General features: G+C 71.4%; 11 protein-coding genes and 1 riboswitch. Of the genes, 6 read left to right on the top strand and 5 right to left on the bottom strand.

Annotation, left to right across the window (positions count from 1 at the left end):
• Positions 1 to 98 precede the first annotated feature (98 nt).
• Genes ACFV6I_RS31235 through ACFV6I_RS31220 form a run of 4 tightly spaced genes read left to right on the top strand, consistent with a single transcriptional unit; the run spans position 99 to position 4,847 of the window.
• Positions 99 to 1,100, top strand: a complete 1,002-nt coding sequence (locus ACFV6I_RS31235; protein ID WP_063350124.1) for a carbohydrate ABC transporter permease — start codon at positions 99 to 101, stop codon at positions 1,098 to 1,100.
• Between the two features lie 40 nt (positions 1,101 to 1,140).
• Complete coding sequence (locus ACFV6I_RS31230; RefSeq protein ID WP_380428901.1) at positions 1,141 to 2,046, top strand: sugar ABC transporter permease; 906 nt, start codon at positions 1,141 to 1,143, stop codon at positions 2,044 to 2,046.
• A gap of 37 nt (positions 2,047 to 2,083) precedes the next feature.
• Positions 2,084 to 3,802 (top strand): glycoside hydrolase family 13 protein, encoded by a 1,719-nt coding sequence (locus ACFV6I_RS31225; RefSeq protein ID WP_380428899.1) that lies wholly within the window; start codon positions 2,084 to 2,086, stop codon positions 3,800 to 3,802.
• Between the two features lie 25 nt (positions 3,803 to 3,827).
• On the top strand, positions 3,828 to 4,847 hold the full coding sequence (locus tag ACFV6I_RS31220; RefSeq protein ID WP_208869121.1) for a LacI family DNA-binding transcriptional regulator: 1,020 nt from the start codon (positions 3,828 to 3,830) through the stop codon (positions 4,845 to 4,847).
• 71 nt (positions 4,848 to 4,918) lie between these two features.
• Here the strand turns inward: ACFV6I_RS31220 and ACFV6I_RS31215 are convergent, their stop codons facing one another.
• The 3 genes from ACFV6I_RS31215 to ACFV6I_RS31205 form a co-directional block, all read right to left on the bottom strand.
• Positions 4,919 to 5,119 (bottom strand): hypothetical protein, encoded by a 201-nt coding sequence (locus ACFV6I_RS31215; RefSeq protein ID WP_063350127.1) that lies wholly within the window; start codon positions 5,117 to 5,119, stop codon positions 4,919 to 4,921.
• A gap of 222 nt (positions 5,120 to 5,341) precedes the next feature.
• Complete coding sequence (locus tag ACFV6I_RS31210; RefSeq protein WP_380345364.1) at positions 5,342 to 6,733, bottom strand: transglycosylase family protein; 1,392 nt, start codon at positions 6,731 to 6,733, stop codon at positions 5,342 to 5,344.
• Positions 6,720 to 6,880: riboswitch (cyclic di-AMP (ydaO/yuaA leader) on the bottom strand. Its footprint overlaps the gene before it by 14 nt.
• A gap of 430 nt (positions 6,881 to 7,310) precedes the next feature.
• Entirely contained in the window at positions 7,311 to 8,288 is a 978-nt protein-coding gene (locus tag ACFV6I_RS31205; protein ID WP_063350129.1) for a hypothetical protein, read from the bottom strand.
• A 559-nt stretch (positions 8,289 to 8,847) separates the two neighbouring features.
• On the opposite strand from ACFV6I_RS31205, the gene ACFV6I_RS31200 reads away from it, so the two are divergent.
• The gene (locus ACFV6I_RS31200; protein ID WP_063350130.1) at positions 8,848 to 9,111 is read left to right on the top strand and encodes a DUF397 domain-containing protein; all 264 of its coding nucleotides are present in this window, start codon (positions 8,848 to 8,850) and stop codon (positions 9,109 to 9,111) included.
• 379 nt (positions 9,112 to 9,490) lie between these two features.
• Here the strand turns inward: ACFV6I_RS31200 and ACFV6I_RS31195 are convergent, their stop codons facing one another.
• Positions 9,491 to 10,012 carry an ATP-binding protein gene (locus ACFV6I_RS31195; protein ID WP_244293511.1) on the bottom strand — a complete coding sequence of 174 codons (522 nt, stop codon included), beginning with the start codon at positions 10,010 to 10,012 and terminating at the stop codon, positions 9,491 to 9,493.
• 418 nt (positions 10,013 to 10,430) lie between these two features.
• On the opposite strand from ACFV6I_RS31195, the gene ACFV6I_RS31190 reads away from it, so the two are divergent.
• A complete protein-coding gene (locus ACFV6I_RS31190) occupies positions 10,431 to 11,297 on the top strand; it encodes a helix-turn-helix transcriptional regulator (RefSeq protein ID WP_063350131.1) in 867 nt (288 codons plus the stop codon).
• A gap of 102 nt (positions 11,298 to 11,399) precedes the next feature.
• On the opposite strand, the gene ACFV6I_RS31185 is transcribed toward ACFV6I_RS31190, so the two are convergent.
• A complete protein-coding gene (locus ACFV6I_RS31185) occupies positions 11,400 to 11,978 on the bottom strand; it encodes a TetR/AcrR family transcriptional regulator (protein ID WP_244293512.1) in 579 nt (192 codons plus the stop codon).
• Positions 11,979 to 12,202 lie beyond the last annotated feature (224 nt).

Below are 12,202 nucleotides of genomic sequence, written 5' to 3'. Positions count from 1 at the left end.
CTCCAGGCCCTGTCCGGCTGGAGCGGCGGCGGCCACCCGGCGGGCCCGGCGGCCGGACCCGCTCTCCCCGAGACTTCCCCCCGAGAAGGTGTCAATCGATGTCAGTCGCCGTGCAGGGCGCCACCGGCAAGGGCAGCCCGGAGCGCGAGCAGCGTCCGGGCCTGCTGGAACGCGTCAAGCGCTCCTACGCCAAGCACTGGTACGCCTACGCGATGATCGCCCCCGTGGTGCTGGTCCTCGGTGCCCTGGTGCTCTACCCGCTGGTCCAGGGCCTCTGGCTCACCCTGACCGACGCCAACAGCCTCAACGTCGCCCGCAAGATCGGCGTCAACGAGATCCCGGCCAGCTACAACTTCGTCGGCTTCCACAACTACGCCGACATCCTGTGGGGCCCCGGCTCGTACGACCGCTTCTGGTCCCACTTCGTCTGGACCATCGCCTGGACGGCCATCTGCGTCTTCCTGCACTACACCCTCGGCCTGGGCCTCGCCCTGCTGCTCAACAAGAAGCTGCGCGGCCGCGCCGTCTACCGGATGCTGCTCATCCTGCCCTGGGCCGTGCCGACCTTCGTCACCGTCTTCTCCTGGCGACTGATGCTGTCCGACGGCGGTGTCGTCAACAGCATGCTCGGCTTCCTCCACCTGCCCGAACCCGGTTGGCTCACCGACCCGTGGGCGCAGAAGTCCGCCGCGATCCTGGTCAACACCTGGGCCGGCGTGCCGTTCATGATGATCTCGCTGCTCGGCGGCCTGCAGTCGATCCCGGCCGAGCTGTACGAGGCCGCCGAGATGGACGGCGCCACACCGTGGCAGCGCTTCCGGTACGTCACCCTGCCCGGGCTGCGGGCCGTCTCCTCCACCGTCGTCCTGCTCGGCGTGATCTGGACGTTCAACCAGTTCAACGTCATCTTCCTGCTCTTCGGCACCGGTGCGCCCGACGCCCAGCTGCTGGTCACCTGGGCCTACCGCCTCGGCTTCGGCCAGATCCCCCGGGACTACGCGCAGTCCGCCGCCTACGGCGTGATCCTGCTGTCCATCCTGATCGTCTTCACCGCCTTCTACCGGCGCTGGCTCGCCCGCAACGAGCAGGCCAACGGCTGAGGCCCCGGACCCAGTTGACCCACGAAGGCAGGTACCCCCGATGAGCACCACCACCGAACTCCCCACCCCCGCGGCGGCCGTGGCCCCGGCCGCCCGGCCGGTCAAGGCCCGCCGGCGCGGCGAGAGCAGCCCGCTGGTCAGGGCGCTGTCCCACGGCACCCTGATCGTGGCCGGCCTGATCGCGCTGTTCCCGGTGGCGTGGATCCTCTTCGTCTCGCTCGGCCCGGACAAGACCGACTACCTCCACCCCGGCGCGATCCTCGACAAGCTCACGCTGTCGAACTACCACCACGTGCTGTTCGACACGGACTTCTTCACCTGGTTCGGCAACGCCCTCCTGGTCTCCGGCGTCACCACCGTGTTCGGCGTCCTGGTCGCCGCCACCACCGGCTACGCCGTCTCCCGGATGCGCTTCCCCGGCCACCGGCCGCTGATGTGGTCGCTGCTGGTCACCCAGATGTTCCCGATCGCGGTGCTGATCGTGCCGATGTACACGATGCTCTCCGACCTCGGCCTGCTGGACAGCTACCTGGGCCTGATCCTGGTCTACTCGACCACCACCGTGCCGTACTGCGCCTGGCTGCTGAAGGGCTACTTCGACACCATCCCGGTGGAGATCGACGAGGCCGGCCGGGTCGACGGGCTCAGCCCGTTCGGCACCTTCTGGCGGCTGGTGCTGCCGCTCGCCCGCCCGGGCCTGGCGGTGGCCGCCTTCTACTCCTTCCTCACCTACTGGGCCGAGGTGCCGTTCGCCTCCACCTTCATGCTCAGCTCCGACAAGTACACGCTGGCCGTGGGCCTGCAGACCTTCGTCAGCGAGCACGACGCCCAGTGGAACCTGATGGCCGCGACCGCCGTGCTGATCGCGATCCCGTCGGCAGCCTTCTTCTACCTGGTGCAGCGCCACCTGGTCACCGGTCTGACCGCCGGTGCCTCCAAGTCGTAACGCTCCTCGCTCCTCTAGTCCCCAAGGGATACCGTCCATGACCCAGAACCTGGCCGACACCTCCCGGCCTGCCGCCGACGCCGCCGCCCACGAGGCGGTCACCCCGGCTCCTGTGACTGGCGGCGCCTCCAGAGGCTGGTGGCGGGACGCGGTCATCTACCAGGTGTACCCGCGCAGCTTCGCCGACTCCAACGGCGACGGCATGGGCGACCTGCCCGGCATCCGCAGCCGCCTGCCGTACCTGCGCGACCTCGGCGTGGACGCGGTCTGGCTCTCGCCGTTCTACGCCTCGCCGCAGGCGGACGCGGGCTACGACGTCGCCGACTACCGCGCCGTGGACCCGATGTTCGGCAGCCTGCTGGACGCCGACGCGCTCATCCGGGACGCCCACCAGCTGGGGCTGCGGATCATCGTCGACCTCGTCCCCAACCACTCCTCGGACCAGCACGAGTGGTTCCAGCGCGCCCTGCGCGAGGGCCCCGAGTCCCCGCTGCGCGAGCGGTACCACTTCCGCCCCGGCAAGGGCGAGAACGGCGAACTGCCGCCCAACGACTGGGAGTCCATCTTCGGCGGCCCGGCCTGGACCCGCAGCGAGAACCCGGACGGCACCCCCGGCGACTGGTACCTGCACCTGTTCGCCCCCGAGCAGCCCGACTTCAACTGGGAGAACCGGGCAGTCGCCGACGAGTTCCGCTCGATCCTGCGGTTCTGGCTCGACATGGGTGTCGACGGCTTCCGCATCGACGTCGCCCACGGCCTGGTGAAGGCCCCCGGCCTGCCCGACCTCGGCGGCGCGGACCAGCTCAAGCTGCTCGGCAACGACGTCATGCCGTTCTTCGACCAGGACGGCGTGCACGAGATCTACCGCAGCTGGCGCAAGATCCTCGACGAGTACCCGGGCCAGCGGATCGGCGTCGCCGAGGCCTGGACCCCGACCGTCCAGCGCACCGCCAACTACGTGCGCCCCGACGAGCTGCACCAGGCCTTCAACTTCCAGTACCTGGGCACCGGTTGGGACGCCGCCGCGCTGCGCGAGGTGATCGACGTCTCGCTCGACTCGATGCGCCCGGTCGACGCCCCCACCACCTGGGTGCTGTCCAACCACGACGTCACCCGGCACGCCACCCGCTTCGCCAACCCGCCCGGCCTCGGCACCCAGATCCGCACCCCCGGCGACCGCGAGCTCGGCCTGCGCCGCGCCCGCGCCGCCACCCTGCTGATGCTCGCGCTGCCCGGCTCCGCGTACATCTACCAGGGCGAGGAACTCGGCCTCCCGGACGTCACCGACCTGCCGGACGAGGTCCGCCAGGACCCGTCGTTCTTCCGCAAGGCCGGGCAGGACGGCTACCGCGACGGCTGCCGCGTCCCGATCCCGTGGTCCGGCACCGAGGCCCCGTACGGCTTCGGCCCGGTCGCCGGCGGGCCGTCCTGGCTGCCGCAGCCGGCCGAGTGGGCCGCGCTGAGCGTCGAGGCGCAGACCGGAGACCCGGCGTCCACCCTGGAGCTGTACCGCAGCGCGCTCGCCGTCCGCCGCTCCCAGGACGACCTCGGCGCCGGGACGGCCGTGGAGTGGCTGGAGGGCCCCGAGGGGACCCTGACGTTCCGCCGCGGCTCCTTCGTCTGCACCGTCAACGCCACGGACGAGCCGGTCCGGATAGCGGCGCCCGGAAAGCTGCTGCTCTCCTCGGTGGAGCTGGCGGTCGACGGCGGCGAGACGGTGCTCGCGCCGGACAGCACCGGCTGGTGGGCGGTCTGACGTGGTTGCAATAGGCTCTGGGACCGTGACTACGGCGCGACTCTCAGACATCGCGGCGCAGGCGGGGGTCAGCGAAGCCACCGTCTCCCGCGTACTCAACGGCAAGGCGAACGTCTCCGCCGCCACCCGGCAGACCGTGCTGGCGGCGCTCGACGTGCTCGGCTACGAGCGGCCGACCCGACTGCGCCAGCGCAGCGCCGGCCTGATCGGGCTGATCACGCCGGAGCTGAGCAACCCGATCTTCCCCGCACTGGCCCAGGTGATCGAGCAGGTGCTCAGCCGGCACGGGTACACCCCGGTGCTGTGCACCCAGACGCCGGGCGGGTCCACCGAGGACGAACTGGTCGAGATGCTGGTCGACCGGGGTGTGGCGGGCATCGTCTTCGTCTCCGGGCTGCACGCCGACTCCACCGCCGACCACGACCGCTACGCCCGGCTGACCGGGCGCGGGGTGCCGTTCGTGCTGATCAACGGCTACAGCGAGCGGATCGACGCGCCGTTCATCTCGCCGGACGACCGGGCCGCGATGTGGATGGCCGTCCAGCACCTGGCCGAACTCGGGCACGAGCGGATCGGGCTGGCCGTCGGGCAGCGGCGGTACGTGCCGGTGCTGCGCAAGATCGAGGGCTTCACGGCGGCGATGCGCGAGGTGCTGGGACGGAGCCAGGAGGAGGCCGAGGAACTCGTCCACCACACGCTGTTCAGCGTGGAGGGCGGGCACGCGGCGGCCGGCGCACTGCTGGACAAGGGCTGCACGGCGATCGTCTGCGGCAGCGACATGATGGCGCTCGGGGCGATCCGGGCGGTGCGGCAGCGTGGACTGTCGGTGCCGCACGACGTCTCGGTGGTCGGCTTCGACGACTCGCCGCTGATCGCCTTCACCGAGCCGCCGCTGACCACGATCCGCCAGCCGGTCGAGGCGATGGCGACCGCGGCGGTGGACGCGCTGCTGGAGGAGGTCGGCGGGAACGCGGTCCAGCGCGGGGAGTTCATGTTCCAGCCGGAGCTGGTCATGCGTGGCTCCACGGGGGCCTGCGCGCGCTGAGGACGGTCAACGGACGGGCCCCGGAGAGCTGTTGCTCTCCGGGGCCCGTTGCGTGCCGCCCGGGTGCCGGGTCAGCCCTCGTGGTCCGTGGGGCGGCTCTCGGTGAGCCGTTGGCCGTCGGTGGCGTCGCCGGTGCGGGTCTCGGTGCGGCGGCCGCGGGCCAGGTAGTCGCGCAGGACGAGTTCGACGGCGTCCTGCGGGTTCTTGGTGCCGGAGAGCATCATCGCGTCGATCGCGAGGTTGGCGTCGAGTGTGACGGTGACCTGGGCCATGGTGACTCCTCCTCGGGTGCCGGAGCAGCAGCATGCCCGCTGGGGGCGGGCTTTGACCATGGCCCCGGGCGGTCCTGCCCGGCGGCCTGCCGGCGGCCTTCCTACGGCGCCGGGCGACCGCCGGGGCGGGCGGCGGCTGACAGATAACAGATGATGAAATCTGTTATCTGAAATCTGTTATCTGTCAGCCGTCAGTTGTCAGCTGTCACCCGCGGGTCGTGCTCAGACCCGGCCGGCGAAGTCCGGCGCCCAGTTGGCGACGGTCTGCAGGCGCACGCCCGAGCTCGGGTTGGCGGCCTCGACGTACTGGCCGCCGCCGATGTAGATCGCGACGTGGTAGACGCCGGAGTTCTGGCCGTTGTTGGACCAGAACAGCAGGTCGCCCGCCTGCAGGCTGTCCAGCGAGACGCGGGTGCTGGCGGCGGCCTGGTCGGCGGCGACGCGCGGGACGGAGACACCCGCGGCGCGCAGCGCGGCCTGGGTCAGGCCGGAGCAGTCCCAACCGCCGTTGCCGGTACCGCCGTAGACGTACGCCTGGCCGACCTTCGACTGGGCGAAGGAGACCGCGGCGGCCATGCTGCCGGTGGCGGCCGGGGCCTGAGCGGGGGTCTGCGCCTGGGCGGCCGGCTTGGAAGCCGGCTTGGCGGCCGGGGTCGAGGTCGGGGCCGGGGCCTGCGGCTGGGCGGTCGGCTTGGCGTTCACGGCGGCGCCGTTGGAGGTCTGGCCGGACTTCTGCGAGCGGTCGAACCAGGTGAAGTCCGAGCCGGACTGGTCGGTCTGAGCCGACTGCTGGGCCTGGCCGCCGTCCTTGAACGAGAGGCGCTGGCCCGGGTAGATGGTGTCCGGACCCTCGGTCAGGGTGCCGCGGTTGAGCTCGTACAGCCGCTGCCAGCCGCCCTGGAGGTTGTGCTTGTCGGCGATCGAGGACAGCCAGTCGCCGGAGGCGACGGTGTAGTCGTCGCCCTGGGGCTGGGCGCTGTTCTGGGCCTGGTTCTGGCCCTTCTGCGCCGAGGTGCCGTTGGCGGAGTCGGCGGGGGCCTGTGCCTGGTCCTGGGCCGGTGCGGCCGGCTTGGCGGGCTTCGCGGCCGGGGTGGCCGGGGCCTGGCTCTGCGCGGGCTTGGCGGCCGGGGTGGCCGGCTTCGCGGCGGGCTTGGTGGCGGTCGAGCTGGCAGCCGAGCCGGTGGTCGAGCCGGCCGAGGTGTCGACGGCAGCCGCGGCGCCGCCCTTGGTCAGGCCGGCCTGGACCGAGCACACCGGCCAGGCGCCGGGGCCCTGCGAGGCGAGGACCTTCTCGGCGACGGCGATCTGCTGGTCCTTGGTGGCCTGGTTGGCCTGGGGGGCGTACGCGGTGCCGCCGAAGGCGGCCCAGGTGCTGGAGGTGAACTGCAGGCCGCCGTAGAAGCCGTTGCCGGTGTTGATGCTCCAGTTGCCGGTGCTCTCGCACTGGGCGACCTTGTCCCAGGTGGCGACGGAGGCGGCGGAGGCGGTGCCGGAGGTGAGGCAGGGGATGGTGAGGCCGACGCCCGCGACGCCGATGGCGGCGATCACGCGTCGGGTACGACTGGACAGACGGGTGCCGTTGGTGGGCAGCATGAAGACGCAGTCCTCTCCCACGCCTGCGAGGTGAGCTGTCGGATTCGGGCTGGAGTTGCCCGGCCGCGCTGTGGGCGCGGCTTCACCCCTAGCCCTGGATCGTTCCGGGGAACGGTCCGGGGCGACTTGCCTGTGGGTCCCCCGCTCCTGCCGTGGTGCGTTTTCGCGCTGCCAGGACATCCGACGGCAGGACTCGGCGTCGCGGATGAACTGGGTTCGTGTGGCCACGAACGGGGAGCACGTTAAGCAGACTTAAGTTCAAACTGCAAACACCTGTGACGCGCATCACGGTTTGGCGAGAACGGTCGTTCCCCTCGCTCGCCATGATCGAAAATGGCCGATTTCCGGCAATGCCGCGAAGGGCGTGCACAACTGTCTGTGCTTCAGGAGGCGGGTGACGGCGGGTCGGGTCCCCCGGGGGCCGCCCGCCGAGAAGGAGGTGCGTCCACACTGTGGCCGTCGGAGGATGGATCGAGCGACGGCGAACAAATGCGGATAGAACGGACATCGCACCTATTCGCCCTTTAACTCCCTTACGGGACAAGCAGGAAGGGCCCGGAACGGCTACGTTCCGGGCCCTTCACGCGTGCGGTGACCGCTACTGGCCGGCCGACTCCTCGGTGGCGGTGCGAGCGGCGTGGGCGGCGTGACCGCCCCGGCCGGAGTGGTCGGCGTGCGCGCCCTCGGCGGTCTCCGCCGCCTCGGCCTCGGCCTGCGCCAGGGCCTCGGGGGAGGGTGCCGGCAGCGCGGCCAGGTAGGTGGCGGCGATCAGCTGGCCGACCGTCGGGTAGGCGCCCAGCGGCGCCGCGGACGGGCAGCCGGTCTCCTCGGCGGCCGTGGCGAGCAGTTCGGAGTCGGCCTCCGGCCCGATCACCAGCGGGGCCAGCGCCGGGCGCTGGGAGCCGGTCTCCTTGAGGTGGTTGACGGCCGCGGCGACCGAGCCCGGCACGTCGAGCGCGGCGGGCACGACCGGGACGGCCAGTCGTGCCGCCAGCAGGACACCGGTGATGCCGGCCGCGGCAGCGGCCTCCTCGCCGCCGACGGTGGTCAGCACGACGCCGTCCGCGGCGGTCGCGATGGCGAACAGCCGGGCCCGGTCGGCGCGTGCCAGGCCGGCCTCGGACAGGCGCACGTGCACGGCCTCGGCGAGCAGCGGGTGCGGGCCGAGCACGTCGGTGACGGGGGCTCCGTACTCCGCGGCGAGGGCGTGAAGTTCGGTCAGGAATCCGTGCGGGCCGGGTACCAGCGGCACCAGGACCGGCGCGGGCAGGCCCGCCTCGGCGGCCATGGCCAGCAGTTCGGCGACGGTGCGGTCGTCACTGTCGACCCCCTGGGCGGCTTCGCCCGGGAGGTAGCCGACGGCGGTCTGGATGCCGCTCTGCTCGCTGCGGACGATCGACAGCAGCTCCTCGACGACCGAGCGGGACTCGGGCCCGGCGGTCGCGGGCACGGCGAGCACCAGGGCCGGGGAGCCGGCCGGGATCTCGGGGCGCTCGGGGCGGCGGTGGCGCCCCCGCGCACGGGAGCCTGGAGTGCGGACGGGCAGTGGCGCGCCCGGGATGGCTGCGGTGCTCATGCCGGAGATCGTAGGACATCGGCCCGTCAGGCCTGCATTCGGCTGCCGTTCGAGTTTCACGTGGTCATGGCGGGTGTGCCGCGTTCCCGCGGTGTCCGTCCGGGCGGTTTACCCGCAATCCGGACATATCTCACCCAGCCTTCGAGCGATCACCGCTCGTAGCCCTGACGTGTCCGACGGGGCGTCGAGTTGCCTGTGTGGCGCGTGAGATGTCTCACAGCCGGGAGGTCGCCTGACGGAGCGTCACGGCAGCGCGACTCCGGGCGTCTGAAGATCAACATTCAGCGGGGAACCGCTCACGGCCGGTTATCGAGAATCTGGCGATTCACTCGGCTATGTCCGTTTACGTACCGTCAGGAGAAGGGCCCGTGAAGAGTTCGGAACTGCCGGTGAAAGGCCTCGTGCACCTGCAATGTCCCGTGCTGATGCACGTGCACAGCAGCTATCATCGCGTCAAGTGAGGCGTTGTGCCGGGCCGGTACGGGGCCGGTCCGTTCGTTCGGCGGGTGCCGGGAGCGCCGCGCTGGACGACCACTCCGGAGCTCTTCGGGAGATTTCTATGCACGACTCGCAGGACACGCACGGCTCGTACGACACCTACAACGGGATGGCGGCCGCCGACCTCAAGGGGGTTCTCTGGCAGAAGAGCCTGCACAGCAACTCCCAGGGGAACTGCGTCGAGTTCGCGGCCCTGCCGGGGGGCGATGTGGCGATGCGCAACTCGCGCTTCCCGGAAGGGCCGGCGCTCATCTACACCCGGGCCGAGATCGCCGCCCTGCTGCTGGGGGCCAAGGACGGGGAGTTCGACCACCTGGCGGTCTGACCGGCCGCCGTCCTGCCATCGGGGGGCCGTCGTGGGTGCTGACACCGCGACGGCCTTTGTCTTGTCCGGGGCCGGTCCGGGGCCACGCGACGGGCGTTCTCCCGACGGGCGCTCTCGCGGCCGACCGCGCGCAGGCGCGGCGGGTGGTCCCGCGCACGGTTGGGGGCCCGGACGTGGACGGGGGGCGGGCCGCCGGGGTGCCCGGCCGTCAGTCCGGCCGGCTCGTCCGGGGGGCCGACCCGGCAATCGTCGTGGGAATCGTCCTGAGGACTGAGCCGGAGCCCGTGGCGCACCTGCGCCAGGCCCGTCGAGCCGCCCCGCGGAGCCCGGGGTGCGGTCCTCCCGGGGCCTCCCTCGGCCGGCCGCGCGCCGCCTGGCGCTAGGCCGAGCGCCGGTGCCGTCCACCGAGTTCGGAACCGGTGGCCGGCTCCGCCTCGAACAGGGCCCAGACCACCTTGCCGCTGCCCAGCGGGTGCCAACCCCAGGAGCGGCTGAAGGACTCCACCAGGTGCAGTCCGCGGCCGGACTCGGCGACGAAGTCCGCCTCCCGGGCGACCGGGCCGATGCAGCTCGGGTCGCTCACCGCGCAGACCACCTGGGGAGAGCGGTGGACCAGGCTTATTCGGATCGGCAGCCGGCCCTCGGGGGTCGGCTGTATGGGAAAGTCGTACTCGCCCTGGGCGCCACCCGCAGGGTCGGGTCGTGCGCCGATCGCATGCCGCAGTGCGTTGGTCACCAGCTCCGAGGCCACCAGCGCGACGTCGTCGAACAGCTCCATCAGGCCCCAGCGCTGAAGAGAGGTTCTGGCGAAGTCGCGCGCGGTTCTGACGGCTTCGAAGCGAGGAGCGAGCGTACAGGTGACCACATGGGGGTCAACCGCCAAAGCCGTACCGGTGCTCATGAAGAGCTCCTCCCATAAGGGGGCGGACACGGCTGGACCCGCCGGGGTCATGCCGGTCACCTCCGACTCGCTCGGCCGCTCGGCCGCCCCCTCGACCAGCGCGCGCGCACACGATCCCCCGGTGGCGCGGGGGAACGCTGCCGGGTCGGTGCACGGAGTCGCGCGTGGGGTCGACGCGGAGCCCGCGGGATTGCCAGGGATGTGCAGGTGCACGTGCACCATGGTGGTGTGCGCTCACTGCAGATGCAAGAGTCGATTCACGTGCAGTCGCACTATTGGCATATGCAAGCGCCGGATGCACGTGCATCCTGGTGTGTGGAGTGTGGAACTGATAGGAACATCCGTCAGTATCGGCACCGTGAGCGCTCAACTGATGGCAGACTGTGCGCTGTTTGCCCTAGGTGGAGGTTTCGACCGCATGACCACAGTTCAGCCGGGCGGCGGCTCGATGGTCCGCCGGATCCTCCTCGGGTCTCAGCTGCGTCGCCTGCGTGAGACGCGCGGCATCACGCGCGAGGACGCCGGCTACGCGATCAGGGCCTCCGAGTCCAAGATCAGCCGCATGGAACTCGGCCGCGTCAGCTTCAAGGAACGCGACGTCGCCGACCTGCTCAGCCTCTACGGCGTGGACGACGGCCTGGAGCGGGAGGCACTGCTCGGGCTGGTCCGCGAGGCCAACAAGTCCGGCTGGTGGCACAGCTTCAACGACGTGCTGCCGGGCTGGTTCCAGACCTACGTCGGCCTGGAGGAGGCCGCCCAGCTGATCCGCACCTACGAGGTGCAGTTCATCCCCGGACTGCTGCAGTCCGAGGAGTACGCACGGGCGGTTTTCGGACAGAGTCGGCCGGTCGTCAGCGAGGAGGAGATCGAACGGCGGGTCAGCCTTCGCCTGCGTCGCCAGAAGCTGCTGACCGAGGGCGCCAGCCCGCGGCTGTGGGCCGTGATCGACGAGGCCGCGCTGCGCCGCCCCGTCGGCGGGCCCAAGGTGATGCGCGGCCAGGTGCAGTACCTGATCGACGTCGCCGAGCAGGCCAACGTCGTGATCCAGGTGATGCCGTTCCGATTCGGCGCGCACGCGGGGGAGTCCGGGGCGTTCACGATCCTGCGCTTCCCTGAACAGGACCTCGCGGACGTCGTCTACCTGGAGCAGCTCACCAGCGCGCTGTACCTCGACAAGCGGGACGACGTCGACGCGTACATCCAGGTCATGGAGCGGCTCTGCGTGGACAGCCTCACGCCCGAGCGGACCGTGGACCTGCTGGCCTCGATCCTCAAGGAGCGCTGAGAGGAGCACTGAGAGGAGTGCTGAGGGGAGCTCTCAGCAGAGCGTACGGGTCCGGCGGCCCGCGATCGGTCGCCCGGGCACCGAGCCGCCATCCACCCGCCGTCAGCCGCGGGCCGGCGGCCGTTCGCGTTCCGGCGGCAGTGCCTGCGGCGGGGTGCCCAACTCCCAGGGCAGGTCGTAGCGGCGGAACAGGTCGGCCCGGATCAGCGCCAGCGGGAGTTCGGCGCCCGGCAGCAGCACCCCGATGCAGCCGCCCATCAGCGCGCTGCGCAGCACCGCGTGCTCGGCGGCCGGGTCCGGTGCGCCCCAGTCGAGCAGCAGGCCCTGGAGGATGGCGCCGAGCTGCTGCTGCTCCGGGTCCTGGACGAAGGCGCCGGAGTCCGGGTCCAGGATCAGCGCGAGGTGCGAGCGCATCACCCGCGGATGCTCCAGGGCGAGGGTGAGGACCGCGTCGATCGCGCGGGCCAGCCGGGCCGCCGGTGTGGCGTCCGGGGTCAGCTCGGCGAGCGCGCCGGAGAGCGACTGGTGCATCATCCGGTGCGTTGCGGACTGCATCAGCAGCCGTTTCCCGTCGAAGTAGTACGAGAGCAGGCCGCGCGCGAGCCCGGCCCGCTCGGCGATGTCGGTCAGCGTGGTGCCCGCGTATCCGTGCCGGTCGACCAGTTCGACGGTGGCTCGCATGATGCGCCGACGGGAGCGTTGCCGCATCTCCTCATTGACCGAATCCCCGCGAGGTGCCATCGTGTCTGCTCCGAACGTTCGTTGGCTCCGGGCCAATATACTGGCGGAGCCGGTAGTCGCACCGTGAAACCGCGCGCCGGTGGGCGCCGCTCGGGCGCCCGGTACGAAGAAGGGGGGGGGGGGGCCCAACACCGGGGGGGGTGGGGGGGGGGGGGAGGGGGTGA

Origin of the sequence: Kitasatospora sp. NPDC059803 (assembly GCF_042732255.1) — a bacterium.
Classification (GTDB): Bacteria; Actinomycetota; Actinomycetes; order Streptomycetales; family Streptomycetaceae; genus Kitasatospora.
Note: the sequence above shows the minus strand (reverse complement) of the source record. Positions and strands in the feature narration are given on the sequence as shown.

Excerpts from the sequence above, each read along its gene's own strand:
- ACFV6I_RS31225 (WP_380428899.1), top strand. The coding sequence starts at position 2,084 with ATGACCCAGAACCTGGCCGACACCTCCCGGCCTGCCGCCGACGCCGCC.
- ACFV6I_RS31235 (WP_063350124.1), top strand. The coding sequence starts at position 99 with ATGTCAGTCGCCGTGCAGGGCGCCACCGGCAAGGGCAGCCCGGAGCGC.
- ACFV6I_RS31190 (WP_063350131.1), top strand. The coding sequence starts at position 10,431 with ATGACCACAGTTCAGCCGGGCGGCGGCTCGATGGTCCGCCGGATCCTC.
- ACFV6I_RS31230 (WP_380428901.1), top strand. The coding sequence starts at position 1,141 with ATGAGCACCACCACCGAACTCCCCACCCCCGCGGCGGCCGTGGCCCCG.
- ACFV6I_RS31205 (WP_063350129.1), bottom strand. The coding sequence starts at position 8,288 with ATGAGCACCGCAGCCATCCCGGGCGCGCCACTGCCCGTCCGCACTCCA.
- ACFV6I_RS31215 (WP_063350127.1), bottom strand. The coding sequence starts at position 5,119 with ATGGCCCAGGTCACCGTCACACTCGACGCCAACCTCGCGATCGACGCG.
- ACFV6I_RS31185 (WP_244293512.1), bottom strand. The coding sequence starts at position 11,978 with ATGCGAGCCACCGTCGAACTGGTCGACCGGCACGGATACGCGGGCACC.
- ACFV6I_RS31200 (WP_063350130.1), top strand. The coding sequence starts at position 8,848 with ATGCACGACTCGCAGGACACGCACGGCTCGTACGACACCTACAACGGG.
- ACFV6I_RS31195 (WP_244293511.1), bottom strand. The coding sequence starts at position 10,012 with ATGAGCACCGGTACGGCTTTGGCGGTTGACCCCCATGTGGTCACCTGT.